The following is a 25,277-nucleotide window of genomic DNA, read 5'->3' as shown; positions in this document are numbered from 1 at the left end:
CCTCAGGTGCGCGAGCAGAGCTTCAGAAGGCTGCCAAAATTCGTGGACCCCACATCATCATGGAGGCTGCGACAACACCAATCAACGTCACAAGCGTACCGAAAGTTGCTGCGATAGCCGCGGTCCACAGAGTTTTCGGTTGAGCGCTTTTTTCTGATCGAAATACCAGCTCAGCAATTGCCATTGGTAGTAAAAAAGAGGCTAATGAAAGCACTATATCTGCCGGTCCATCGATGGTCGAACTGTTTCCTAACGGACCTTGGTTAATTAAATACCAACCCATTAAGTAAAGTCGAAATGACCAAACGCCATTTATAAGGATAAACGCGTGTACGGCAAAGCGACGGTGAAGTGTGAAATTTTTATTCAAGGCAAAGCGCCAAGCCAAGAAAATGGCGATTGGAATCAATAAACCGTTAATAGTGACACCTAAAGCGCCAAGGTTGCTTAATCGGCTGCCTGTTATCCAGGTCAGATATAATCCTCCAATAGCGCCTATTAGGCCAATGACAAGAAACAACCGGCCATTGATTCGGTGAAAGGTTGGGTAGCGTTTTCGTATGAGTGGGATCAATTGAAGCACTGCACTGAAGCATACGAACATCACTGGAATGACATGAACAAGTAAGAGGGTGTTATTGAAAGTTTCGCCGTTTACATAGCCTTTTATCATATGGCGGAACTGCGACTCGTCGATAGTTCCAGACATAAAGGGCCAAGTAAATTGGGCAAAAATGTAGATTGCAAACATCCACTGCCCAATCAACACCACGCCAACCCAACATCGAATGGCAAGTGCTATCCAACGCTTTGCGAGTGAGTCGTTTGTGCTTGCCAAATTGTTTATTGATTTGTTCATTTTCAACCTCATTAATACCTCAGAGGCTTGAAGAATCACATCAATTTGGATTTTTGGCTTATCGAAATAGGAATTCGATCATCAATTTTATAATTTAGGTCAATATATCTGTTGGGTTTCCTGCGTCAACCCAACCTACAGGGATAATAGCTTCTTCGATTGCTAGGTCTTCAATTCAAGTCGAACGTAGGTTGGGTTAGCTTGCGTAACCCAACACGATTTAAAGGCAAAGATAAATATTTGGTTGCACCGATTAGAGAAGCTCTGTTGGGTTTCCCGCGTCAACCCAACCTACAGGGATAATAGCTTCTTCGATTGCTAAGTCTTCAACTCAAGTCGAACGTAGGTTGGGTTAGCTTGCGTAACCCAACAGGATTTAAAAGCAAAGAAAAAGATAGGGGAGGCATCGATTTGAGAAGCTCTGTTGGGTTTCCTGCGTCAACCCAACCTACAGGGATAATAGCTTCTTCGATTGCTAGGTCTTCAATTCAAGTCGAACCTAGGTTGGGTTAGCTTGCGTAACCCAACACGATTTAAAGGCAAAGATAAATATTTGGTTGCACCGATTAGAGAAGCTCTGTTGGGTTTCCCGCGTCAACCCAACCTACAGAGATAATAGCTTCTTCGATTGCTAAGTCTTCAACTCAAGTCGAACGTAGGTTGGGTTAGCTTTGCGTAACCCAACACGATTTAAAGGCAAAGATAAATATTTGGTTGCACCGATTTGAGAAGCTCTGTTGGGTTTCCTGCGTCAACCCAACCTACAGGGATAATAGCTTCTTCGATTGCTAAGTCTTCAACTCAAGTCGAACGTAGGTTGGGTTAGCTTGCGTAACCCAACAGGATTTAAAAGCAAAGAAAAAGATAGGGGAGGCATCGATTTGAGAAGCTCTGTTGGGTTTCCTGCGTCAACCCAACCTACAGGGATAATAGCTTTCTCGATTGCTAAGTCTTCAACTCAAGTCGAACGTAGGTTGGGTTAGCTTGCGTAACCCAACACGATTTAAAGGCAAAGATAAATATTTGGGGGCATCAATTAGACAAGAGCTGCTGGGTTTCCCAGCCAGATCTAGATGACACTGGATTCATCTCGAAAGCTCTAGCTCCCATATAAATCAGGCGTCTCCAACTGACTATTCGGATAACAACCAAGAACCTTTAAAAACTGACAATGATTGTCGCAACCGGCTAAGGCAGCTTGAACGTTAGGCGCATCCAAATGGCCTTCGAGGTCAATATAAAATAATTCTTCCCAAGGTTTTTCTGGAATAGGTCTAGATTGCAATTTCGTCAATACAATATCTTGGGATTTCAGCTCATTGAGTACCGTCGCCAATGATCCTGACGTTTGTTTTGTTGATAATACCAATGAAACTTTGCAGGGAATTTGTTCAGGCACACTCACCGGTTCTTTGGCGATGAGAATGAAACGAGTGAAGTTTTTTTGATTGTTGGCAATGTTTTGAGTGACCACAGGCAATTGATACATTTCAGCGGCGAAAGCGTTGGCAATGGCAACGACCGATGGGTCATCACGTTTAATCACTTGTTCAATGGCGTTTGCGCTACTGCTGCAGTATTCAATTTTCCATTGATCATTAGATTGTAAAAGTTCGGAGCACTGAGCGAGCGCTTGTGGATGACCCAAAATGGTTTTTACATTATCTATATTACCGGCTTTGCCAACTAAGCAATGTTGAATATCAAGCACTTCCTCTCCAATAATATGTATGCCGGAGCCTTGCAATAAATCATAGACGTCGAGAATAGCGCCTGATGTCGTGTTCTCGATGGGTAAGATTCCGACATCCATCTCTTCATTTCTCACTGAGTTTAATATTGCTCTAAAACTTGGGTATCCCATAGGTCTGGGGCTTGCTTTCGATAACGAGAAATATTTATTCAAAGCTTGATGGCTGTAAGAGCCATGGTCACCTAAGAAGGCCACACGAGGATTTAGATCTCCTGAAGCGGGCACGCGCATTTGGTACTGTAGTTTGACCGATTGCTCAATGATCAGTTGAAAGATTTGTTGCACAAAAAGGGTGCTCAAGCCTGACTGCTTACCTAAGGCGATTTTTTTTAGTATGAGATCTTTTTCTCTATCTAAATCACGAGTATCGAGACCACATTCGATTTTGTGCTTGCCAACGTGATCACAGAGCTCTTGCCGTTCAGCCAATAATTGAATCAAAGCTAAATCAAGATGATCAATTTTGGCGCGTAGTTCACTTAACTGTTCGCTGGTTAACATTTTCTATCCTCTAGAAACGAAAAAACCTCCAAGGTGGAGGTTTTTAAAAACGAATGGCTCCCTCCTGACTCATTGCCGGATAAAGAAACCAAAATAAAATGTGTTGATAATTTTCATGATTTAAAAAGTAAGGCGATTTGAAAGTTTTGTCAATAAAAAGCCCGGGTAATTCCCGGGCTTCCCATAATTAATAGGAATAAAAAATGTAACAACCAAGACTGGGAAACCTTGAGACGCTCAAATGTTCGTGAACGTTTCTTTGTTCACCCAATATGAGTATAGACGAAATTTTAAGCAGAAATATGGCAAGGTAGAGGGATATTGACGCTAACCTAAATTGAGTGGGTGTCTAGCGCAGATGTCTTGGTTTTTTTAGCCTTGTGTGTGATTAAATTTCGGCTGTTTATAAATATTTAATATCAAAAATGATGAAAGAGAAGGGGATGACTCCCCTTCAGCGGGTGATATTTTTAGAACAAGCTAGGAAGCCCATCGTTAAAGACACCACCTAAAACAGCGAGTTGAAGTGCTTCCATCTCGGTGGAAATGTATCGGTCTTTATCAAAGTGAGCTGCCCGTTGCCTTACTTTTTGGTGAGCAGACTCTAATACGTCTGACGATTGCAAGGGGCGACGAAAATCGATTCCCTGCGCAGCACATAATAATTCGACACAAATCACTCCTGCGGTATTCTCAGCCATATCGGTTAAACGTCTTGCAGCAAAAGTAGCCATGCTAACGTGATCTTCTTGGTTTGCTGACGTGGGTAAGCTATCGACTGACGCTGGGTGTGCAAGCGTCTTGTTTTCTGAAGCCAGCGCTGCTGCGGTCACCTGGGCAATCATAAACCCAGAATTCACACCACTGTTTTCTACTAAAAACGCTGGTAATCCACTCATGTGTTTGTCCATATAAATAGCGATACGTCGTTCTGAAATGGCTCCTATTTCAGCAATAGCTACGGCGATGGCATCTGCTGCCAAGGCAACAGGTTCCGCATGAAAGTTACCTCCTGATAAAATATCTTGGTCGTCACTGAATACCAGTGGATTATCCGACACTGCGTTGGCTTCAATCAGTAACGTCTTTGCCGCGTAGCGAAGTTGGTCTAAACACGCTCCCATTACTTGTGGTTGGCAACGCAAGGAGTAAGGATCTTGAACTTTCTCGCAGTCTGCGTGCGATTGATTGATATTGCTTCCCGTTAAAAGCTGACGATAGAAACTCGCAGAATCAATTTGTCCTTGGTGCCCTCGCACTTGATGAATACGAGCATCAAAAGGTGTAACACTGCCAAGTAATGCGTCGACACTCATCGCACCGGCTATCGTGGCTGACTTGAAATTATTTTCAGCTAAAAATAAGCCTTTGAGTGCGAGCGCTGTTGAGGCTTGGGTTCCATTTAATAGAGCCAAGCCTTCCTTCGGAGCAAGTTCAATCGGACTCATTTTTAACTGAGCTAATGCATCAACGGCCGGCATGCGTTGAGCGTCTAATATTATTTCTCCGGCACCAATCAGTGGCGCGCTCATATGCGCGAGTGGAGCGAGATCTCCTGAGGCTCCGACCGATCCTTTTTCGGGGATAACCGGCAAGGCATTGTGATTAAAAAGTTCAATCAATAATTCAATCGTTGATAGACGAATTCCTGAATGTCCTTGCGCAAGGCTGTTAATTTTAAGCGCCATTAGCAAGCGAGTGGTCGCTTCATCTAAAGGTTTGCCAAGTCCCGCTGCGTGTGACAATACCAGTGATGTTTGCAGTAAGCTTAACTTGTCGGTATCAATTCTCGTTTGAGCGAGTAAACCAAAGCCAGTATTGATTCCATACACGGTTCTGTCTTCATCAATGCATTGTTGAACGGTCGCGGCACTTTGATTTATTTTGTCGATCGCCGAGTCATCCAAAGATAGCTGTACTGGCCCTTCGAAAATCTGGCGTAACTCTTGGAGTGTTAATTTCCCTGGGATCACATTAATGGTTTGCATGTTTTATTCTCCAACCATCGGAAGGTTTAAGCCGTACTCTTTGGCGCATTGTTTTGCAATGTCATAACCGGCGTCAGCATGGCGCATAACGCCAGTGGCTGGATCATTCCATAAGACTCGTTCAATTCGTTTGTCAGCTGCTTCAGAACCGTCACAACAAATCACCACGCCCAGAATGTTGCGAATACCCCATGCCGACCCCACCGCCGTGATGCAAGGAAACCCAAGTCGCGCCGCTGGCTACATTCAACATGGCATTGAGAAGAGGCCAGTCAGAAACGGCATCTGAACCATCTTGCATTTTTTCTGTTTCACGGTTCGGGCTGGCTACCGAACCTGAGTCTAGATGATCTCGGCCGATGACAACGGGAGCAGATAACTCTCCGGTACGAACCATTTCGTTGAAAGCCAGTGCGAGCTTGTGTCTTAGTCCTAAGCCCACCCAGCAAATTCGAGCGGGTAGACCTTGAAAGCTGATTCGTTGTTTGGCCATATCTAACCAATTATGCAGATGCGGATCATCAGCAATGATTTCTTTAACTTTCTGATCCGTCTTATAAATATCTTCAGGGTCGCCAGATAAAGCCGCCCAACGAAAAGGACCGATACCACGACAAAATAATGGACGAATATAAGCTGGCACAAAGCCAGGGAATGCAAAGGCATCTTCGACGCCTTCATCAAAAGCTTGTTGTCGAATGTTATTTCCGTAGTCAACCGTAGGAATACCCGCATTAGCAAACTTGACCATTGAAGTGACCTGAACAGCCATTGACTTTCGAGCAGCGGCAGCAACTTCTTGCGGAGCCGTTTGTGCTTTCTCGCGCCATTCTTCGAGAGTCCAACCTTGTGGTAAATACCCATTGATGGGATCGTGTGCTGATGTTTGGTCGGTCACTAAATCGGGTTTAATACCTCGGGCTTCCATCTCAGGGAATATATCGGCGGCATTCCCCAATAAACCGATGGATATCGCTTCACCAGCATCCAGTGCGCTTTGAAGTAGTGTCATGGCTTCATCTAAGCTGGTCGCTTTTTTATCGACATAGCCTGTTCGAATTCGAAAGTCGATGCGAGACTCATCGCACTCAACGGCGATCATACAATAGCCGGCCATGGTTGCTGCGAGTGGTTGTGCGCCGCCCATTCCACCTAAGCCACCGGTCAATATCCACTTTCCTTTAGTATTACCATCAAAATGTTGTCGACCAGCTTCTACGAAGGTTTCGTAAGTCCCTTGTACAATGCCTTGACTGCCAATATAAATCCAAGAGCCAGCGGTCATTTGACCATACATCATTAGGCCTTTTTTATCCAACTCGTTAAAATGTTCCCAAGTTGCCCACTTTGGAACCAAGTTAGAATTAGCGATGAGAACTCGAGGCGCATCAACATGGGTCTTGAAAACGCCCACGGGCTTACCTGATTGAACTAATAAGGTTTCATCGTCATTCAACTCTTTTAATGTTTCGACAATCTTGTCATAGCATTCCCAGTTTCTAGCAGCCCGACCAATGCCGCCGTAAACGACAAGACTGTGTGGGTGCTCGGCAACATCTGGGTCGAGATTGTTCATGAGCATGCGCAGCGGAGCTTCAGTTAACCAGCTTTTGGCATTGAGGCTCGAGCCATGGGGCGCTCTGATCTCTCGAGAGGTATCAATTCGATTGTCTTTCATAGGTCAATTCTCCGTAATCACGAATTCGCTCATTATAAAAATTTTGCATGTATATACAAGTTGTTTTTACGCCAAAAACTCACTTCATTAAACTTGTATAGTCGAGACCATATTACGACTTAGGGGTGAAACGGCTTTGCAGGCGGTAGCGTTTGCCGGGGTGATAAAGCTTGGCAAAGCTTACGGCATGCTCAAAACTCCAAGTTGTACGAGTCAATAAAAGAATGGCCTCGTCTTGCTCTAGTTGTAGCAAGTTAAAGTATTGCTTTTCAGGAACAATTGCTTCGATAACATGCTCTGCTTCGGTGACAGGTGCAATGTGAGTTAAATACTCATTTGGCGTAATCGATTTAAAATCTTGGTTTAAGTAATCCTTTGCGATAGCCGGGTTGATGAACCTCTCTTCAACCTGAACGGGCTCCTCGTTTTGATAGTGCACTATGATTGAGTGAAACAAAGTCGCACCTTCAGCCAAACCAAAAAGCTCGGCCAGTTGAACCGTAGCGGGAATTTCACTCATCTCTAGCAAACTGGCTTTATGCTTGAAGCCTTGCTCTGTAATTTCCGTTTTGATATTTTTAATTTCGAGCAGCGAACTTTGATGCTTTTCTTCTGCAACATAAGAGCCTTTGCCGCGAACTCTTACTAATATGCCCTCTGAGTCGAGTTCCTCAAGCGCGCGACGAGCGGTCATTCGACTAACTGAACACAGTTTTACCAGCTCATTTTCAGAGGGAACTTGTTGTCCTGATTTCCACTGCCCGGTACGAATACCGTCCATGATAAAACGCTTTACCTTTAGGTACCGAGATTCTGACTTCTGCATAAAGTTTAATTGTATAGACAAGAAATGATAGCTGCGATGGTATAAAATAGCGTTCAATTAAGCAATTGGAACCAGCAAGATCATGCAAAATTACCCAGATTCAATGACGCAAGACGAACGCGCTATTCGTGAATTTGCCAGTTCGATAGAGCGGTTAGAGCTGCCTGGTGAACAGTTTGATCATTTAGGGCATGTACGACTTGCCTGTTTTTATTTTCTCGACCAGGGGTTAATTGAAGGGCAACAAACACTTTTTAAGGTGATCGAAACATACGCTCGTGCGCTGGGAGCCACCGATAAGTTTCACGCGACAATTACCGATGCTTATTACCGATTAGTCGTCAACGCAGTTGTTAATAACCAAGTGACTTTATCTGAAATTTCCGAGCACTTGGTTCAACAAATCGCAGATCAAACGTCTCTTGAATTAGTGAAGGAGTATTACAGTGAGTTCTTATTGCAAAGCCCATCGGCGAAACAGAACGTCTTGATGGCCGATCGTAAACCGCTCATGGTAGAACCTTTAATCGAAGGTGCTGAGTATTTAAATTCAAGCTTTCAATATCATGAAGGGCATATCCCGCTGTTAATCAGTATGCCTCACAATGGTACCTGCATCCCAGAAGACATTGCTCAAACCATGACTTCAGAAGCGCTTACCGTTCCTGATACCGACTGGTACTTGAGACAACTGTATGATTTTGCCATTGGGTTAGGGTGCCATGTCTTGGTTCCGAGATACTCTCGTTATGTTATTGATTTGAATCGTCCTGAAGATGACGCGGAGCTTTACCCCGGAGCAAACAATACCGAGCTGTGTCCTAGTTCGCTTTTTAATTTGAATCCTATGTATCAAAGTGGTGAGAAAGTGGGCTTAGAAGAACAACGTCGACGCATTGAATTGTACTGGCGTCCTTATCACCAACAACTGCAGAAAGTTCTTGGCGAATTACAGAAAAATCATCCACAGGTTTTGCTATTTGAAGCGCATTCTATCGCGTCTCAAGTTCCGCGGTTTTTTGAAGGGCAACTACCCGACTTTAACTTTGGAACGAATCAAGGCGCAAGCTGTGTCGAATCGATTGGAAAGTACGTAGAGGCATTTGATACACAAAACTACAGTAAAGTGATCAATGGTCGTTTTAAAGGCGGTTATATTACGCGAGCCTACTGTGAGCCCAGCAAAGGGATTTCAAGCTTGCAATTGGAGCTGTCTCAGAGAACCTATTTGAACGAAGAACATTTGAGCTATGACACTGAGAAGGCTCAAGAAGTCCAAAAAGTGTTACAAAATTTAATTAAAGGCCTTATTTCGACCCTAGTAGCCTAAATTTTTATGCAAGTTCCGCGATTTTTGAGTATTCTTATCTAGGAGCCATATCAGTTAGGTTTAGTTAATTTGTCTCATTTGAAGCGAGTAAAAGTATTATCCAATCAGCTCGAAGTCGGAATGTTTGTATCAGACATTGATCGAGATTGGGGAGATACAAACTTTTTACTTCAGGGATTTACGCTTGAAGACCAAGAGGATATTGAGTCAGTAAAGAGTCAATGCGAATACGTGTATGTCGATTTTCCGAGTGAAGACTTGTACAAGCGTTTTCGGGCTAAAGCGACGGTCTCCACCACCTTAAAAGATAAATTCAACCGCGAATTAGGGAACTCCGTTCAAGCCGAGATCAAGCCTGCGGCAAAAGCCTATAAAAAGTCCCGCAACCTTATGAAAGGCGTTCTAGAGCGTGTGATGTTGGGTGAGGACTTTGAGCTTGCTGCGGTCAAAGAGCAGGTGAAAGAGTGTGTGCAAAGTATTATTCGTAACGAAAATGCCATGCTCATGATGACTCTTATTAAACATAAAGACGAATACACGGCTGAGCACTGTTTAAATGTCGGAATCATGGCAATAGCCTTTGCTAAGTTTCTTGGGTTTGAACAGGAGGCGCTAGAAGACATTGGTCTTGCTGGCATGCTACACGACATTGGTAAAGTTAAGGTTCCAGATTCAATATTAAACAAGCCTGGAAAGTTAACTGACGACGAAATGACGGCGATGCGTGATCATGCTCGGCTCGGTTATGAAATTCTCTTGAAGAAGAAAGATATTTCTCCTGTCGCGATAGATGTCGCTTACACTCATCATGAGCAACTGTCCGGTGGCGGCTACCCAAGAGGTCTGTCCGAAGGGCAAATTAGTCAAAACGCGCGCATTGTAACCATCGTTGATGCCTTCGATGCGATTACTTCTGATCGTTGCTACGATAATTCACGTCCAATAATGGATGCCTATAAAATTCTCATGCAATATCGTGATACCCACTTTGATGCCAAGCTGGTTACTCGCTTTATCGAGTGGCGCGGTATTTATCCTCCAGGCTCGATTGTCGAAATGGAAAATGGAGAAGTGGGTATTGTGGTGTCAACTAACCCTCGCTATAAATTACGTCCTAAAGTCTTACTGGTTTTGGATGAACTTAAGAAAAAACGCGGTAAAGAACGAATAATTGACATGTCAAAGCTTGATTTAGACGCATCTGCCCAAACATATCGAATCATTAAGGCGGTTCAAAACCGAGCGTTTGGAATCGATCTTCAAGAATATGTCGACAAGGGGCTAAAAATAGCTGCTGTATAGTCGTCACCTACAAAGAGCTTTGACATGTCGTTACAACAGCATTTAGAAAAACTGAAATCTTTATTATCGCAAGATGATCTCATCGAATTTGAACGTCTTACCACTCGTATGGCAGAGGTAAAGGGGGACTTTACCCTGCTCACCGACAAGGAGCTTTCTCTCATTGCGAAGATGGAGCAGAAATATGGTGACCCGATCAGAGACGAAACCCTGCAAACGGATCCTTCCAAAATTGCCGAAGAAGTGACTGAAAGCGGTTTAGATGCTGACAGTCAGCAGGTTGTTAAAGATGAGTTCCCCTTATTAAACACCGAATTTGCAGGCTATGTAAAAGACATGCTTTTACGGGAACTGGGTCAGCGATTTCCTGACTTAAAGTCAGCCGTAAACTTTGCTTTTGAGAATAAATGGTTACCTGATGAATTGAAAAATCCGGATGTCTGCGAGACATTGTTTGAACGTTTTTTCTCCGACATAGAAAGAGCCAACCAATGGAGAAAAGAGTTACAAGGCCAAGAAGCTGATTTGAGCAATAAGCCATTGTCGATTGGTTTGACGTGGTTTATGTATATTTTTCAGTTAAAACAATCAGTTGACCGTTACTCATGAGGGATTTGAGAAAGCGGATGGTCGGATTAGGCTGCAACCACGAGTCGATTTTGCCTTGACTCCGATGTTTGAGAATGGCTAATGCGGCCCTCTAGGGACGCATTGCACATAAGACTAAGTAATGATTGTCACGACTTCAAAAGAAGAAGTAGAAAAGAAAAAACATTAATACAACGATAATTCCCATAATTTGATTTCCTTATTCAGGGATAAACAAATCTTCTATCTGACATTGGAACACGGCAGCCAGTTTAAAGGCAATAGGCAGGCTAGGGTCATATTTACCTTTTTCAATGGCATTGATGGTTTGCCTCGATACCCCAATCTTGTCTGCGAGATCTTGCTGAGTTAAATCGTGCTCAGCTCGCTTAACCTTTACTCGGTTATTCATTGGTATCTCCGGTGGGCAAATAATGAGCCAATTCCGAAGAGCATGCAGATTCCTGAGAATACCCAAAAAATGCTAAAGGTGGGAATGACGCCATAAAATTGGAAAAAGCCTACGGTAATGCAAGCCATCGCTGTCCATGTTAATGCGAATAGACAAGATTCCATAAAAATGCGAAGTTGCAGTTCGTCCATTTCTTTCACAAATAAGCGAATGGCTCGCAACATCATAAAGCACGGCGTGATAGGTAGCAGGGTAATCAACGATTGCATCAGCAATGAGTTAGTCATTTTCAATAAAAAGTGACTCGCTATGATGGCTGCTACATAAAGAATTATCGCAACCACCATTCTCTGGGTATAGGCTTTCATTTTAGGTTCCATAGGCGGTGCTCCTTTTTCTACGACCGTTTTACGTTTTGAAAGAAGCATACCAATGCCGGCAAAACTCAAGGCAAGAAAGGTTATGTATACGGCAAACCAGGTCTCGAACCATGCTTCGCTGAAAAATACTGCGTTTGGGTTATTACTTAACATCGACGCTGCGTTTAACGCAGAAACAATGCCTAGGCCGGTACCACCAGTAATTAACAAAGAATTTTTCAAAAGTCTTCTCCATGTCTTATATGTTTGTCATTATGTAAAGTAAACTTTACTTCACTTGCTGTTCTTGTGTCAAGTAAGCTTTACATAAAGATTGGTGTGCTTGTCATCAAAAGGCGTCCGCAGATGACCACAAGAGCCACGGGTCTAAGTGGCGTGACTTAAGTTAGATACATTAATATGCGTGTCAGTCGGTGGGCTTTGAATTGGCAATAAAGAAGGGCGGAGTCGTTTTGATAATCGCTATGTTAATAGCCGTTATCCGCCCGATTAATGAAAAGAGATTGAAATAAGGTTAGAGTCTGAGTGCACCATCGACTTCGATGACTCGACCGCTAATATAATCATTCTCTAGTATGAACTGCACCGTACTGGCAATGTTATCGGGCTGACCCATATCTCCTAATGGAATGGATTGTCGAATCTTATCTAGAATTTGAGGCTTAATGGCTTGAGTCATTTCAGTTGCGATGAAGCCTGGTGCTATCGCCGCGGATCGGATTTTATAACGAGCTAGCTCCTTAGCCCAAGTGGTGGTTAGAGCCGCCACGCCAGCTTTGGCTGCAGCATAGTTGCTTTGCCCAACATTTCCATGGCGTGATATGGATGAAATATTAATGATAACCCCAGCTGTTTTTTGAGCAATCATGTGCTTCGCTGCTTCGCGCCCACACAAGAACACCCCAGTAAGGTTAACATCAATAACCTGTTGCCAGTTGCGCAGTGACATAGTGTCGACAACTTCTCCATCTTTTGCTTTCACAAGCAGCTGATCGCGAGTGATGCCGGCGTTGTTCACGAGGCCATCGATCGCGCCAAAATCTTCGAGAATTTTCTCAAAGCTTGAAACCACCTGAGTTTCATCGGCGATATTGCAGCAGTAAGACCGAACAACGACGTTGTTTTCAGAGAGCTTTTCTACGGCTAACTCTAGGCTTTCTTCATTCAAATCGATTAACGCTAGATTCACGCCTTGCTTGGCAAGTCGATCGGCAATCGCAAACCCAAGGCCTTGGGCAGCGCCAGTAATGATCACGGTTTTAGCGTCTAGTTTCATCATAACCTCGATATTTTGTGCGGTGCAATATTGATGAGATGTTAGCCGCTTTTGGCCATTTGATCCAGTGGTTCTATTGAAACTTTTGTGTCAGTTGAAGGGAAGAGGGAGAGCAACTGCGACGAAGTACGAGTGACTTCGCCGCTGTTTTTTCGGGTTATTGAATGCCTAAAATCGCTTTACCTTGGTTAAAAGTAATGTCGACAGGAATATTGGCTTCGGTCAGCTTATCGAGTTCAGCTTGTAACTCGGGAGTAATCTGTCCCTTTTCTGCTAGCAACGCCTGAGCTTTTGCATAATCTCCATCGCCTTGAATGGTCAGAAGCAGCCTAGAAAGATCATTCATGGCCGTCGTCATTCGGTCAAAATCGACTCGATATCGACCCGTGGTCGCGTCTTTTGTAAAAGCGCCTTTCTCTTTGAAATAGTTAAATCTAACCATGTTCGCTTTGCCATGAGCTGACGACGCTCCGAATCGAACCGAGCGAAAGATTCCGGCTAAGAAAGTGACATAGTTATCCATTAATTTACCTTCGGTGATTTCACCTTTATTGAATAACTCAGTGATCATATATAAGCCAAGAATATCCGCCTTACCTTCTTCAAGTGCCGACGCCGTTTCTTGCAGCGCAGTTCGCACCATACCATTCCCATTAATGGTGTTTTTAATGCCTAACCCGTGGGCGACTTCATGAAACATGGTATTTGCAAAGAAGGCGTCGAAGGTAATGTATTGTTGCTGATCTTCCGCGATCAATTGCTTAGAAATGGGTACTAGGATCTTGTCGAATTTAGCTTGCATGGCATTTTTAAGCTGTAATCGTCTGGTACCTTTGGCTAATTGAACTTCTTCATCGTTAGGGAGGTTTATGGCGATGGTTTTTGAACCTGCATTGCTATGTCCGGCATAATAAACAACATCGTATGCATTTAAGTCGGCATCGGTGCCAGGCATTTCTTTTTTATACGCTTCGTCAACGGGTAGGCCTTGTTGCAGTTCTGGCAAAAACTGTGCAAATTTTGCGAGTCGTTCACTCCAAGTCAAGTCTTTAATTAAAACGTAAGACTCGTAAGCGGTGCGATAGCCGAATAATTGGTCTTCATAATTTTCAATGGGTCCAATAACCACTTCAATCGGGTTGTCTTTCATATCCATCCAAGCGAAGTCAGACGCTTGAAATTGGTCTGTAATAATCGCTTCAGCACGCATATTTAAGTAATTTGAGAAGGCTTTGTTATCCGCTAACTTTGCGGCTTCTTTGAGTAGCGAAGATGCCTGCTCTAATTGCTTCTTAAATTTTACATGGTATGGCGTTAATACCAACTGGCCTTTGTCGTCGCGCTCAACCATTGAGTAACTCTCTAAAAAAGGTTGTGCTTCTAATAAATTAGCGTTCTTCTCACGCCAGTTTTGATATTCTTCTTTGGTGATATCTGCTGGGTAAAACTGCGCTCCAGCCGGCTTTTCAGTGACATTGGTAAGAAAAGCTTGATCTCCTTTTAAGCGGTCCCACGGTCCATAATTAATATCTGCAAACCGTCGCGCTTTTGTATCTTTAATCGCGTTAAGTAGCTTTGATTTATCGCCGTACGCTTGCTGCCAAAATAAATTATCCATGATAGTGCTGGCATCAATTAACTTGGCCACCATCTGTTTTTGGTTGGCAGATAAATGAGAAAGATCGCTGGTGAGCGTGAACTCGGCATAAATATCAAAGCGCTCGTCACTGATCACTTGATACTGACTAGTCACCGCCTCTTTCTCGCTTGTGGTGGCGGTTGTTTGTTTGGTTGAAGACTCTTGGGTCGGTTTAGAAGTGTTATTGTCTTGTTGACAAGCGGAGAGAGCAAGTGCAACGGATGTTGCAAAAACGATGGTCTTGATTTGCATGGTCTGTTCCCAAATGTTAGCCGAATGGTTCGGATGTTTTTGTAATCATTTTTTGGTGAGCGAATAGCATGCTCTACCTGTTATCGGAGCACTACTTGTAATCGAAGCACTATACCAGATTTTAGGTGACAGCAAAAAGGTGCCGAATGCAGCTAAATATCGGCGAGTAATAGCTCACTTGAATACGGCATAAAAAGAGGGGTTTCAGTGAGGCCTTCGAGCTTAAACTGGTTAATTAGAGTCGCCAAATGTTGAAAGAACAGTAATGAGATCCACTGGTCTCGATCTTGTCGCTGCAAGCTGCGTATGATCAGTCTAAGCGCCGAGCGCTGTGATGTTTGCAGACTCTCTGAACTCTTTTCAAGTGCCGCAAAAGCCTGTTCGACATTAAATGGGCTGGTTAATATTTGTCCGAGTACTTTAAGGTAGAAGTTAAGCGGTTGTTTCGCTTGGCTCACTAACTCTAAACGAGCGGAAAGCTCTTTGAATAAATTAGGGCTTAGCGCTAACAACAGACCTCGGTGGCGATGATGAAAAAGTCGAAGACCGTTATCCGGTTGCTGTTTTAGGGTCTCGTAGAGCCGAGCGAGCGTAAAGCTGTGTAGAAAAAAACGATGTCTTTCTTCTTGTTGTTCGATTTGTCGCTCATCGATCATAGGAACAAAAGGAATATGCTCTTTTAGCCAACGAGTGAAGAAGCCTGCACTTATCGCTCGGGTTGTACTTAATTGTCCGTTGAGTTCCAGGCGTTTTATAGGGGTGTCATCTTGCGCACAGGACGGTGATTTGGACTTACTGATAAATCCGCATAATTGGGGCTGTGATGTTATCGCATCGTCAGCGAAGCGTCGCATGACACTACTGTGGTCTCTATGTGGCGGAGCCACCTCTCTAATTTCAATACTGGCAGGTGCCTGAACGAGGCTGATTGGAGGGCGAGGAACCGCCATTCCACATCCAACTTCCGGACAGATTGAAAGGGTGTTAAAGTGTTGTTGTAATTGATTTACAATTAAGTCTGAGCGTTTATGATTTCCATCGTAGCGAACCATTTCGCCGAGTAGGCAGCTGCTGATATAAATGTTTGGTTTTATCATAATTATTTAGGTAGAACGCTCAGAGTTTAAGTGTGTTGCCCACGTATTAGGCAGCTTTTTAGTATTGATACGCTTGATGATTCATCACGCTGGCCTTAAGGTTGCATTTACTGTCTGAAATTGCAATAGCGTTAAGTTTGATGTCATAAAGTACGGCGACAATGGTACAAGAATACCTTTGGTCGGTTCAGCAACAAAAACGCATGAGAATTCAATATTACTATGTTAGATAAACTTCGTTCTTTTTTCGATAAATATTTATCCGTTGAGCAAGCGTCTCCAGAAGACATTGAGCATGCTTTAAGGGTTGCGGCTTCTGTTTTAATGATTGAAGTGATGAAAATGGATTTCGAGATAAAGGATGAAGAGCAAGAGCAAATATTGTTGCTTATTAAAGAGGAGTTTGAGCTGTCGGACGATGACGCTACTGCGTTGTATGATGTTGCAACGGACAAAGCGTTATTCGCAACCGATTTTCATGAGTTTACTCGACTGCTCAACGAGCACTATTCTGTTGAGCAAAAGGTTCGACTTGTTCGTCTTTTGTGGAAAGTTGCTCTTGCCGATGGCAAGGTACATGCGTATGAAGAGCATTTAATTCGACGAATTTCCGATTTGATGCATTTGAGACACAGTGAGTACATTCAAGCAAAACTAGCTGAATTGCACTCAATGGAATAGTTCGCACCGCGTTGCGACATGGTCATCCGGAATAAAGTAGGTTTTCGGTTCGTTCAATATAATCGGGTTCACCCGAGAGCAACACTATGTCGCCTGCTTGAAGCACCATATCTCGTGGGGGCGGAGTGTGTGATTGATGGCCCCTGCGAATAGATTCTACAGCCACTTTTTCCGGTAATGTAATTTCACTCAAGGTGCGTCCGATGGCCGCAGCTTCTCCGTTTAGAACCACTGCGTGTAATTGCTCATGATGCGTCTGCAGCACTCGAAGGACATCCGATGCACTTCCGTGAAAGAAACTTTGAAGAAGATGATAGCGATCGTCCCGCACCTTTTGAATTTCGGTAATAATTTGTTTGATGGGCAATCCTAACGTGTAAAGAACCTGGCCCACTAGCATAAGGCTACTTTCTAGTGATTCAGGAATGACCTGCGTTGCTCCATTTTGTAGGTAACTTTCTAAATTCCTGTCATCCTTTGTTCTAACCATAACGGGAGCGTAAGGGTAATGTGTGCGTGTTACGGATAAAAGGTCTAAGACAGAACGATGGTCATCGAAAGTGACCACAACCAAACGCGACTGTTCGATATTTGCTGCATGCAAAATACTGCGACGGCGAGCGTCACCATAGAAAATGGTTTCCCCCGCGGTGGCCGCTTCTTTTACGCGTACTGGATCTAAATCGAGCACTAAGGATTGAATGCCTAGTTGATCCAGAAAACGTTTGATTGACTGCCCATTACGACCGAAGCCACAGATGATGACATGTTGCGACATTTCTTTTGTAGCGGCATTAATTTGTTGTTTATCGTTGTTCAGTGATGCTCGTTGATTGGCTTTTCCGAGTAATCTTTGACTGATAACGTCACTGTGACGAATTAAAAAGGTTGCAGCAAACATGCTCAGTACGCCGACCGTTAATGCGATGGAGGCGATTTGCTCACTCAGCAACTCCTGCTGCCGCGCAAGGCCTATGAGCACGAACCCGAGTTCACCAGCATGAGCTAAAATAAGAGCCGTTTTTGCACGGTCAATATTCGACTCTCTGAATACTTTGGCAGCTAGCCAAACTAATGAAAACTTTGACAAGACAAAGACCAGTAATAAAAGGCCAATTAAAACGCCATGCTCGAGAATGGTGTTTAAGTCGATGAGCGTACCAATGCTCACGAAAAACAATCCGAGTAGAATATCTCTGAAAGGGCGAATCTCTGTTTCTATCTGGTGTTTAAACTGCGACTCCGCTAATAGCATTCCAGCCATAAAGGCTCCTAATGCCATCGACAGCCCCAGAAATTGGGTAAACCAAGAGGCAACAAGGGCAACGGCTAGGCTTGTCATTACAAAGAGTTCATCACTACGACTCGCAGCAACTTCATGGAAAAGACGAGGTAATAAATATTTCCCCGCCATTAGAATAACCATGACAGCAATAACGCCATTTAAGAGTGACGTAGAAAGTAAATTGACAGCATCTTGCTGAATATTGGCTAAAATGGGTACTAAAATAAGTAGCGGAACAGCGGCCATATCTTGGAACAAAAGTGTAGCGATAGAGAGAATGCCGTGCCGCTGATGAGTTTCTCTTTGGTCATTTAATTGTTTTGTGACGATAGCGGTTGAAGACATGGCTAAGGCAGCGGCTAAGATTAAGCAAACGCGCCAATCGCTGATAAACAGTTGAGCTATAACGAAATAGACCAACAAGGATAAGACGACCTGCAGGCTGCCTAATCCTAAAACCTGTGTTCGCATGGCGTACACTCGAGGAATCGAAAACTCCAACCCGAGCGAAAACAACATAAAAACTACCCCTATCTCAGCGATATAGTGGCTATTCGAGTCTGGAGAGAAGAACGAAAGTCCCATTTGGCCGATGAGGAGTCCAATGAGCAGATACGCGAGAATCGTTGGCAATCTAAAACGTCGAAAAAGTGCGACCAGTGCGACACTGGAGACTAAAACGACCAAAATTTGAAAATAAATTGCATGTTGCATAGCGCAGCGGATGAATCCCTGTAGTTGAGAAAAATCAATTACTTACCTTAATATTAGTTGGTTTTCTCGAATTTGTCGCAAGCAAAAAAGTACCGATTCTTAGTAATCTGATTGATGGTTCAGCACGAGTTCAGTTTACTCTTGTTTAAATTGACCCCAGAATCAATGACAGGAAGATGATTATGAAACTTAAACACCAAACTCTGATGACACTGGCAAGCGTTGCATTGACTGGCGCATCATACGCGCAGTCTGAGCAGTTGGTTGGAGCGCCCGCTTCGGTTGCGAGTACCGAAGGTGTGGTAACGCACTCATCCACCTCTGATGCAAAAAACCAAGTGAATAAAAACGCGGGGTTAGTTTCTAATAAAGTGATTGCCGAAAATTCTGAGTCAACCACTGTAGCTCGCAAAGATTCTCGAGCGGGCTCTGCAAAAATTCGTCAACTAACCGATGTGAACAAAACCGTTAAAACGTCGAAATCGAAGCTAAGTGAAACCGCTAAGTTTCGTGAAAAGTCACCCGCGCAATCAAGTAAATATCATGAGTTTTACTTTTTTGATGCCGATGCCTGGTTGTTAAGTGATGTCGATGGAGATGGATACTACAGTGAGTTCAGAGTAACTTTTGACGCTGACACTATTTATGATTTTGCTGATGTGTACGCCGTGCTTTATCTGAGTCGTAATGGCGGCCCATGGCAGGAATACCACGTCACCGATGTTTTTGAAATCAACGGAGAAAGTGGTAGTGATGACTATCAAGTAACAACGCGATTAAACTTTGATTTTCCGCCAGGCGACTACGATGTTTTAGTTGACCTGTATGAATATGGCTACAGCGGCATTGTTGCGACAATCAGCGCCGAAGATGATATTCACTTAAGCTCGTTGCCATTAGAAGATTTAACGTTTGAAGATAATTATGATCAGGGCTTTTGGTTTTACGATGTTGCAACCGATCTGATTTCAGACTCTGACAATGACGGATACTACAGTCAATTTGCAATTACATTTGATGTAGACACTGACTTTGCTTCTGCTGAAGTTTATGCTGAAATATTTTTTATAAACGAAGATGGTAACTGGGAACTTGAGTACACCTCTAATGATTTTTGGTTAGACGGTGAGTCGGCGGCCGATCAACTTGTTGTTGAATTTGATTGGAACGCTGGATACCCGACAGGACTGTACGACTTTAAAGTAGTGATTCGTGACTCTGTAAGTCAAGAGCGTTTAGCTCAAGCGGGTCCCGAATATCCAGCGTTGAGTCAAGTACCCTTAGAGTCATACGACCGAGACAACTCTCCTAGCAGTGGTGGTGGAACTGGTGGGAGTAATGGTGGGGGTTCGAGCAGTAGTTATGAGTCGGGCGGCGGAAGTTTTGTTTGGCTTTTACCTCTACTTGCGATGTTATTACCTCTTCGAACCGTGCGAAAAAGGGTCGGTAAATAAAGAGCTCGATAAAATTGTAAGTCAATAACATTGGATAGCAGAAAAAGCGATGCTCAAGCATCGCTTTTTTATTTATAACCAAAACGTATTTCAAAAAAACGCTCGTTGGAGTATCTTGCATTAACGACGGTTAAAAACTATGAAAGAATTTAATCCGTTTACAGCAGTTAATACACATTCTAGTACTTAATCTACTTTGCAAATTATTAGTGCTAATTATTAGTGCTAATCACGGTTGAGCAGAATAGTGAATGAGTAGAATAGCGATTGAATGCCAGGTTTTATATAGGCTTACTTAAAATCAGAATGAACAAATAAAATGAATCGAAACGCAAACATAACCAACATCATCATTATTATTGTCGTGGTCCTCATTCGAGCACCGCGGGGATGGTTATTGCGCTAAATAAATAGCAGATTCAAAAACCCCCGCACTGAAAAGTCCGGGGGTTTTTTTTTGCCTGAGAGAGCTAATGAACAGAAAATTTGTAGCAGAGTATAGTTATAGACTTACTAATCAGCGTTGGCTGCTGATGTACCTTGTTTGTACTATTTTATGTTTTGATGATGACACCGTTCGTCCTTGTCGCACCAATGGAGTGCTTGAGCTTTGGTTAGAAGCTTCCGGATCTAAGCGAGGTTTTCGATGAACGGTTCGCAACTACTCATTCAGTCATTGCAAGCACATGGGGTGAACGTTATTTTTGGTTATCCAGGTGGTGCAATCATGCCCGTTTATGATGCGCTGTATGGAGGGAAAATAAAGCATGTTCTATGTCGGCATGAACAAGCAGCGGCCTTAGCAGCTGATGGCTTTGCTCGTGTATCTGGAAAAGCGGGTGTTTGTCTCGCGACTTCTGGTCCAGGAGCAACTAATCTAATTACCGGATTAGCTAATGCATTGCTTGATTCGATACCCATGATCGCGATCACCGGGCAAGTTGCTTCCAATTTAATCGGTACCGACGCCTTTCAAGAAATCGATACACTTGGACTGTCATTATCCGTTGTTAAACATAGTTTTTTAATTGAAAGCGCTGAAGAAATTCCCTCTATCCTTGAACAGGCTTTTGCGATCGCAACCAGTGGACGCCCTGGACCAGTACTTATTGATATTCCAAAAGATGTTCAATTAGCCGAAGTTAACCATCAAACAATGTCTGATGTTGACCAAAACAGCCCAATTAATTCATCTGAACCCACTGTTTCAGAAAATACATTAATGCCAATCGAACAATCACTTCAACCAAGTGACATAAATCGTGCATCGCATGCCCACGCTGTTGCCGAGCAGCTGTTGCATTTGATGCAAACGGCTTATCGACCATTACTTTACCTTGGAGGTGGAGTGCAAGGTGAAGCCGTTGAGCAACGGTTAAAGAAATGGGTTTCAGATATCAATATTCCTTTTGTGACGACATTAAAAGCGATCGGTTTCGCACAAGAGCATCCGATGAACTTAGGAATGCTAGGAATGCATGGGCTTGTTGCTGCCAATCAGGCTATACAAGAGTGTGACTTGTTGATTGCTTTGGGCGTACGGTTTGACGATCGAGCAACTGGTAACTTAAGTAAATTTGCTCCTCATGCCAAGGTTGCTCATTTTGACATTGATGACTGCGAGATTGACAAACTAAGGCAAACACAGTTGTCGAGTGTTATCGATTTAAAACAACTTCTCGACGTGTTGTTAGTTAAAAAAGCAGAACTTTCTGTTGATCCTTGGCGAGAAAAATGCAGCAAAAAGAAACGTGCACATCAATGGCGTTACGATCATCCAGGAACAGGGATTTATGCTCCGCGCCTACTAAGTTGTTTAACTCGTTTAACAAAACGCAACGCAATCATAAGCTGTGATGTTGGTCAGCATCAAATGTGGGTAGCGCAACATTGCCAGTTTAATTCTCCGAGAAAGCACTTGAGCTCGGGAGGGTTAGGTACTATGGGATTTGGTTTGCCTGCTGCAATTGGTGCGCAAATGGCAAGGCCGGATGACGTTGTTATTAATGTTTGTGGCGATGGTTCATTCGCAATGAATATCCAAGAGTTGATGACTTTAAAACGTTATCAGTTGCCGATAAAAATCCTGCTGATTGATAACCAAAGCTTGGGGATGGTTCGCCAGTGGCAGCACCTATTTTTTGCCGATAGATACAGCGAAATCGATCTCTCCGATAACCCTGATTTCGTTAACGTTAGCAAAGCCTTTGGATTAAATGCTAAGAGAATTACCAAAGCAGTGGAAGAACAAGATGGTTTAGCGTGGTTACTTGAACAAACTGAGCCGAGCTTATTACAAGTGTGCATCGATAACAAAGAAAATGTTTGGCCTCTGGTACCTCCGGGTGCGGGAAATCACGAAATGATAAATGGAGAGCAAGGCTATGAAAAAACTGATCATTAATATCAATCATACGCAAGGTGCTTTAGAGCGAATATTAAGGATTGTTCGTCACCGTGGCTTTGATGTTCAAAACTGTAATATCACTTTACAACCAAACGATATTTATCAGATGCATCTAGTGGTCAATAGTTTAAGAGAACATTCCAATTTAGTTAAGCAATTAGACAAGCAAATCGATGTGCTATCTATTGCCATGAGTAAAAGTAACCGTCGAAGAAAGGCTGAGCAGGAGTTAAATTATGCTTTTGGATCATAATCCATCTTTAGGTAGCCAAGGAGTAACGCTCGCGAAGCCGGTGTCATCGAGAAGTGTTGAAATATACGATACGACCTTGAGAGACGGAGCTCAAACCCAAGGTATTCAGTTTTCAGCCCAAGATAAAATTGCGGTAGCGAACTTGTTGGACGAGTTCGAAGTTGATTATATCGAACTTGGCTGGCCTGGAGCTAACCCAACGGATAATGAAGTATTCAAGCATTTTCAACAATATCCTTTGAAAAACGCCTCTTTGGTGGCTTTTGGTGCAACGGCAAAGCCCGGCGAAGAACCTGAAAACTCAAGACTGATGCAGTCACTTATTGATGCTCCCGTCTCGGTTGTCACCTTAGTAGCTAAGACGTCTAAGTTTCATATAGAAAATATTTTACAAACCACGATTGAAGAAAATTGTCGAGCCATCGCTGCGTCCGTTGACTGGTGTCGACGTCATGGTAAACGTGTGTGGTTAGACGCCGAACATTTCTTTGATGGATACGTAGAAGCCCCTTCAGTGTCATTAGCGTGTTTAGTTGCAGCGATTGAAGCAGGAGCAGAAGGCGTTACTTTGTGTGATACAAACGGCGGTCGCTTACCACAAGAAGTAAAAGACGTTACCCAGCAAATGACCGATATGTTTAATACACAATTTGCAATTCATGCACACAATGATTGCGAACTCGCTGTAGCCAATGCTTTAGCGGCTTTGCAAGGTGGCGCTACGGTCGTACAGGGATGTGTTAATGGTTATGGCGAACGTTGCGGAAATACAAATCTAACGTCGCTAATGGCGATACTGGCAACGAAAACCGACTTCACTTTTGCCGCGCAAAAAAATCTTTTTCGATTAACAGAAATGTCAAGAACGGTTTCGGCACGCGCTAATAGAACTCCAGATGCTTATGCGCCATTTGTCGGTAGCTCAGCTTTTGCTCATAAAGCAGGATTGCATGCTTCTGCGGTTCAAAAGTTCAGTGATAGTTATGAGCATGTTGCGCCTGAGTTCGTCGGTAATCAACGAAAAATATTGGTATCTAGTCAAGCTGGACGCTCAAATTTAAAACATAAGATTAGCCAGTTTAAATTGCCTAATATCGATCTCGCAAATTGTTTGCAATTGATCAAACAACGAGAATCACTCGGCTTTCAGTATGAAGAGGGAGACGCATCTCTTGAGTTGTTGCTGTTACGCCAGCAACCTAGATATACACCGCCTTTTGTGATTGAAGAGTTAGTAGAAAATACTTTGGCTCGTCGCGGAAAGGTAAGTATGCACCATGCGTCACTTAAAGTTAAAGTCGGAGATTGTGTTGAGTGGACCGCTGCCGAAGGTCATGGCCCTGTCGAGACTATTGATAAGGCATTAAGACAAGCGTTAGTCAAACATTGGTCTGAACTTAACCAAGTTGACTTAGCTGATTACAAAGTTCGAATTTTAAATCCTGAGTGCGCCACTGCAGCCACAACCCATGTTTGGATTGCCTCTCAGTTTAACAGTGAGCTGTCGCATTCTATTGGATGCTCTGAAAGTATTTTTGAAGCAAGCTTACAAGCAATATGTGATTCATTTGAATTTTTTATTGTTAAACAAACGAATTATCTAACCAGTTTAAATTTAACTTATGAAAAGGGGAGTAATAATGGCAATAAAGCAGCCTGATTATATATGGTTTAACGGCAAGGTTATCCATTGGCATGACGCAAAAGTTCATGTGTTAAGTCATGCGATTCACTACGGCTCTTCAGTTTTTGAAGGTATTCGCTGTTATGAAACGGATGATGGTGTCGCTATTTTTCGATTACAGGATCATATTCGACGCCTTTATGATTCAGCGAAGATCTATCGGATGGAATTGCCTTTTGCGGCTTCCACTTTAGAGCAAGCTTGTCGTGATGTGATTGTTGAAAATAGACTAAGCGCTAGCTATATACGTCCGGTTGCTTTCCGAGGTTATAACTCCATTGGCGTTTTGCCATTTGATAACCCGGTCGAAGTGGCGGTCGCCGCGTTTGAATGGGGAGCCTATTTAGGCGAAGACAGTTTAGCGCAAGGCGTCGATGTCGCTGTATCAAGCTGGAATCGAGCGGCACCCAACACCATTCCGACCGCTGCAAAAGCAGGAGGTAATTACCTTTCTTCTCAATTGGTCGTTGAAGAAGCAAAGCGTCACGGTTATGCAGAAGGCATTGCATTAGACACCAATGGCTATATCAGTGAGGGCAGTGGTGAAAATATTTTCGTTGTGCGTAATGGAACTTTATACACACCACCAGCGACGGCCGCCATCTTACCGGGATTAACACGCGACACCATCATGACTTTAGCAGAAGAGTCTGGTTGGAAAGTGGTTGAGTGCAATATTGCAAGAGAAGCATTGTACTTAGCCGACGAGGTGTTTATGACGGGAACTGCAGCCGAAATAGTTCCAGTACGTAGCGTTGATGGCCAGATTGTGGGAGCCGGGTGCCGTGGGCCAATAACGGAACAACTGCAGCAATTATTTTTTGGTTTATTTAATGGTAAAACGCAAGATCAATGGGGCTGGTTAGAACATATATATCACGTTGAACCTTGCGCATTACATCGACCATAAAAAGGAGA

19 protein-coding genes and 1 pseudogene are annotated in these 25,277 nt (G+C 43.4%); 9 read left to right on the top strand and 11 right to left on the bottom strand.

Going from position 1 to position 25,277, the window contains the following annotated elements:
• Positions 1 to 22 precede the first annotated feature (22 nt).
• The 5 genes and pseudogenes from Q9312_RS05435 to hutC form a co-directional block, all read right to left on the bottom strand.
• Positions 23 to 859: a DUF2306 domain-containing protein gene (locus tag Q9312_RS05435; protein WP_309203572.1), complete on the bottom strand. Its 837-nt coding sequence runs from the start codon at positions 857 to 859 to the stop codon at positions 23 to 25.
• A 1,099-nt stretch (positions 860 to 1,958) separates the two neighbouring features.
• The gene (gene pheA, locus Q9312_RS05430) at positions 1,959 to 3,113 is read right to left on the bottom strand and encodes a prephenate dehydratase (RefSeq protein ID WP_309203571.1); all 1,155 of its coding nucleotides are present in this window, start codon (positions 3,111 to 3,113) and stop codon (positions 1,959 to 1,961) included.
• A gap of 470 nt (positions 3,114 to 3,583) precedes the next feature.
• The gene (gene hutH / locus Q9312_RS05425) at positions 3,584 to 5,101 is read right to left on the bottom strand and encodes a histidine ammonia-lyase (protein ID WP_309203570.1); all 1,518 of its coding nucleotides are present in this window, start codon (positions 5,099 to 5,101) and stop codon (positions 3,584 to 3,586) included.
• Positions 5,102 to 5,104: 3 nt separating this feature from the next.
• Positions 5,105 to 6,779: pseudogene (gene hutU / locus Q9312_RS05420) on the bottom strand (urocanate hydratase).
• Between the two features lie 112 nt (positions 6,780 to 6,891).
• Positions 6,892 to 7,605, bottom strand: coding sequence for a histidine utilization transcriptional repressor HutC (hutC, locus tag Q9312_RS05415; RefSeq protein ID WP_309203569.1), 714 nt, complete (start codon positions 7,603 to 7,605; stop codon positions 6,892 to 6,894).
• An 82-nt stretch (positions 7,606 to 7,687) separates the two neighbouring features.
• On the opposite strand from hutC, the gene hutG reads away from it, so the two are divergent.
• The 3 genes from hutG to Q9312_RS05400 all read left to right on the top strand — a co-directional run bounded on the left by hutG (position 7,688) and on the right by Q9312_RS05400 (position 10,846).
• Positions 7,688 to 8,935: an N-formylglutamate deformylase gene (hutG, locus tag Q9312_RS05410; protein ID WP_309203568.1), complete on the top strand. Its 1,248-nt coding sequence runs from the start codon at positions 7,688 to 7,690 to the stop codon at positions 8,933 to 8,935.
• A 69-nt stretch (positions 8,936 to 9,004) separates the two neighbouring features.
• On the top strand, positions 9,005 to 10,237 hold the full coding sequence (locus Q9312_RS05405; RefSeq protein ID WP_309203567.1) for a cyclic di-GMP phosphodiesterase: 1,233 nt from the start codon (positions 9,005 to 9,007) through the stop codon (positions 10,235 to 10,237).
• A 24-nt stretch (positions 10,238 to 10,261) separates the two neighbouring features.
• Positions 10,262 to 10,846 carry a hypothetical protein gene (locus tag Q9312_RS05400; RefSeq protein WP_309203566.1) on the top strand — a complete coding sequence of 195 codons (585 nt, stop codon included), beginning with the start codon at positions 10,262 to 10,264 and terminating at the stop codon, positions 10,844 to 10,846.
• A 199-nt stretch (positions 10,847 to 11,045) separates the two neighbouring features.
• Here Q9312_RS05400 and Q9312_RS05395 read toward each other — a convergent pair whose 3' ends face one another.
• From Q9312_RS05395 to Q9312_RS05375, 5 genes are all read right to left on the bottom strand, one after another.
• Entirely contained in the window at positions 11,046 to 11,237 is a 192-nt protein-coding gene (locus tag Q9312_RS05395) for a helix-turn-helix transcriptional regulator (RefSeq protein ID WP_309203565.1), read from the bottom strand.
• Positions 11,234 to 11,839: a hypothetical protein gene (locus Q9312_RS05390; RefSeq protein ID WP_309203564.1), complete on the bottom strand. Its 606-nt coding sequence runs from the start codon at positions 11,837 to 11,839 to the stop codon at positions 11,234 to 11,236. The genes Q9312_RS05395 and Q9312_RS05390 overlap by 4 nt, the downstream gene beginning before the upstream one ends.
• Before the next feature lie 292 nt (positions 11,840 to 12,131).
• Positions 12,132 to 12,896, bottom strand: coding sequence for an SDR family oxidoreductase (locus Q9312_RS05385; protein WP_309203563.1), 765 nt, complete (start codon positions 12,894 to 12,896; stop codon positions 12,132 to 12,134).
• A gap of 154 nt (positions 12,897 to 13,050) precedes the next feature.
• Positions 13,051 to 14,784, bottom strand: coding sequence for a DUF8614 domain-containing protein (locus Q9312_RS05380; protein WP_309203562.1), 1,734 nt, complete (start codon positions 14,782 to 14,784; stop codon positions 13,051 to 13,053).
• Positions 14,785 to 14,936: 152 nt separating this feature from the next.
• Positions 14,937 to 15,881, bottom strand: a complete 945-nt coding sequence (locus tag Q9312_RS05375; RefSeq protein ID WP_309203561.1) for a 2-thiouracil desulfurase family protein — start codon at positions 15,879 to 15,881, stop codon at positions 14,937 to 14,939.
• A gap of 222 nt (positions 15,882 to 16,103) precedes the next feature.
• On the opposite strand from Q9312_RS05375, the gene Q9312_RS05370 reads away from it, so the two are divergent.
• Positions 16,104 to 16,562 carry a tellurite resistance TerB family protein gene (locus tag Q9312_RS05370; RefSeq protein WP_309203560.1) on the top strand — a complete coding sequence of 153 codons (459 nt, stop codon included), beginning with the start codon at positions 16,104 to 16,106 and terminating at the stop codon, positions 16,560 to 16,562.
• A gap of 22 nt (positions 16,563 to 16,584) precedes the next feature.
• On the opposite strand, the gene Q9312_RS05365 is transcribed toward Q9312_RS05370, so the two are convergent.
• On the bottom strand, positions 16,585 to 18,561 hold the full coding sequence (locus tag Q9312_RS05365) for a monovalent cation:proton antiporter family protein (RefSeq protein ID WP_309203559.1): 1,977 nt from the start codon (positions 18,559 to 18,561) through the stop codon (positions 16,585 to 16,587).
• Between the two features lie 182 nt (positions 18,562 to 18,743).
• On the opposite strand from Q9312_RS05365, the gene Q9312_RS05360 reads away from it, so the two are divergent.
• The 5 genes from Q9312_RS05360 (at position 18,744) to Q9312_RS05340 (ending at position 25,269) form a co-directional block, all read left to right on the top strand.
• Complete coding sequence (locus Q9312_RS05360) at positions 18,744 to 20,015, top strand: choice-of-anchor H family protein (protein ID WP_309203558.1); 1,272 nt, start codon at positions 18,744 to 18,746, stop codon at positions 20,013 to 20,015.
• 646 nt (positions 20,016 to 20,661) lie between these two features.
• On the top strand, positions 20,662 to 22,419 hold the full coding sequence (gene ilvB / locus Q9312_RS05355; RefSeq protein ID WP_309203557.1) for a biosynthetic-type acetolactate synthase large subunit: 1,758 nt from the start codon (positions 20,662 to 20,664) through the stop codon (positions 22,417 to 22,419).
• Positions 22,400 to 22,675 carry an ACT domain-containing protein gene (locus tag Q9312_RS05350; protein ID WP_309203556.1) on the top strand — a complete coding sequence of 92 codons (276 nt, stop codon included), beginning with the start codon at positions 22,400 to 22,402 and terminating at the stop codon, positions 22,673 to 22,675. Before ilvB ends, Q9312_RS05350 begins: the two co-directional genes overlap by 20 nt.
• Positions 22,659 to 24,335, top strand: a complete 1,677-nt coding sequence (gene cimA, locus Q9312_RS05345; protein WP_309203555.1) for a citramalate synthase — start codon at positions 22,659 to 22,661, stop codon at positions 24,333 to 24,335. Before Q9312_RS05350 ends, cimA begins: the two co-directional genes overlap by 17 nt.
• Positions 24,316 to 25,269, top strand: coding sequence for a branched-chain amino acid transaminase (locus Q9312_RS05340; protein ID WP_309203554.1), 954 nt, complete (start codon positions 24,316 to 24,318; stop codon positions 25,267 to 25,269). Before cimA ends, Q9312_RS05340 begins: the two co-directional genes overlap by 20 nt.
• Positions 25,270 to 25,277 lie beyond the last annotated feature (8 nt).

Origin of the sequence: Pleionea litopenaei, from assembly GCF_031198435.1 — a bacterium.
GTDB classification, from domain to species: Bacteria; Pseudomonadota; Gammaproteobacteria; order Enterobacterales; family Kangiellaceae; genus Pleionea; species Pleionea litopenaei.
This window is presented reverse-complemented; position numbering and strand designations above follow the sequence as displayed.

What these genes read in the sequence shown, in the direction of transcription:
- Q9312_RS05400 (WP_309203566.1), top strand. Translation starts at nt 10,262, where the DNA reads ATGTCGTTACAACAGCATTTAGAAAAACTGAAATCTTTATTATCGCAA.
- Q9312_RS05370 (WP_309203560.1), top strand. Translation starts at nt 16,104, where the DNA reads ATGTTAGATAAACTTCGTTCTTTTTTCGATAAATATTTATCCGTTGAG.
- Q9312_RS05435 (WP_309203572.1), bottom strand. Translation starts at nt 859, where the DNA reads ATGAACAAATCAATAAACAATTTGGCAAGCACAAACGACTCACTCGCA.
- Q9312_RS05375 (WP_309203561.1), bottom strand. Translation starts at nt 15,881, where the DNA reads ATGATAAAACCAAACATTTATATCAGCAGCTGCCTACTCGGCGAAATG.
- Q9312_RS05395 (WP_309203565.1), bottom strand. Translation starts at nt 11,237, where the DNA reads ATGAATAACCGAGTAAAGGTTAAGCGAGCTGAGCACGATTTAACTCAG.
- Q9312_RS05380 (WP_309203562.1), bottom strand. Translation starts at nt 14,784, where the DNA reads ATGCAAATCAAGACCATCGTTTTTGCAACATCCGTTGCACTTGCTCTC.
- ilvB (WP_309203557.1), top strand. Translation starts at nt 20,662, where the DNA reads ATGAACGGTTCGCAACTACTCATTCAGTCATTGCAAGCACATGGGGTG.
- Q9312_RS05360 (WP_309203558.1), top strand. Translation starts at nt 18,744, where the DNA reads ATGAAACTTAAACACCAAACTCTGATGACACTGGCAAGCGTTGCATTG.
- pheA (WP_309203571.1), bottom strand. Translation starts at nt 3,113, where the DNA reads ATGTTAACCAGCGAACAGTTAAGTGAACTACGCGCCAAAATTGATCAT.
- Q9312_RS05365 (WP_309203559.1), bottom strand. Translation starts at nt 18,561, where the DNA reads ATGCAACATGCAATTTATTTTCAAATTTTGGTCGTTTTAGTCTCCAGT.
- cimA (WP_309203555.1), top strand. Translation starts at nt 22,659, where the DNA reads ATGCTTTTGGATCATAATCCATCTTTAGGTAGCCAAGGAGTAACGCTC.
- Q9312_RS05340 (WP_309203554.1), top strand. Translation starts at nt 24,316, where the DNA reads ATGGCAATAAAGCAGCCTGATTATATATGGTTTAACGGCAAGGTTATC.
- Q9312_RS05350 (WP_309203556.1), top strand. Translation starts at nt 22,400, where the DNA reads ATGAAAAAACTGATCATTAATATCAATCATACGCAAGGTGCTTTAGAG.
- Q9312_RS05385 (WP_309203563.1), bottom strand. Translation starts at nt 12,896, where the DNA reads ATGATGAAACTAGACGCTAAAACCGTGATCATTACTGGCGCTGCCCAA.
- hutG (WP_309203568.1), top strand. Translation starts at nt 7,688, where the DNA reads ATGCAAAATTACCCAGATTCAATGACGCAAGACGAACGCGCTATTCGT.
- hutH (WP_309203570.1), bottom strand. Translation starts at nt 5,101, where the DNA reads ATGCAAACCATTAATGTGATCCCAGGGAAATTAACACTCCAAGAGTTA.
- hutC (WP_309203569.1), bottom strand. Translation starts at nt 7,605, where the DNA reads ATGCAGAAGTCAGAATCTCGGTACCTAAAGGTAAAGCGTTTTATCATG.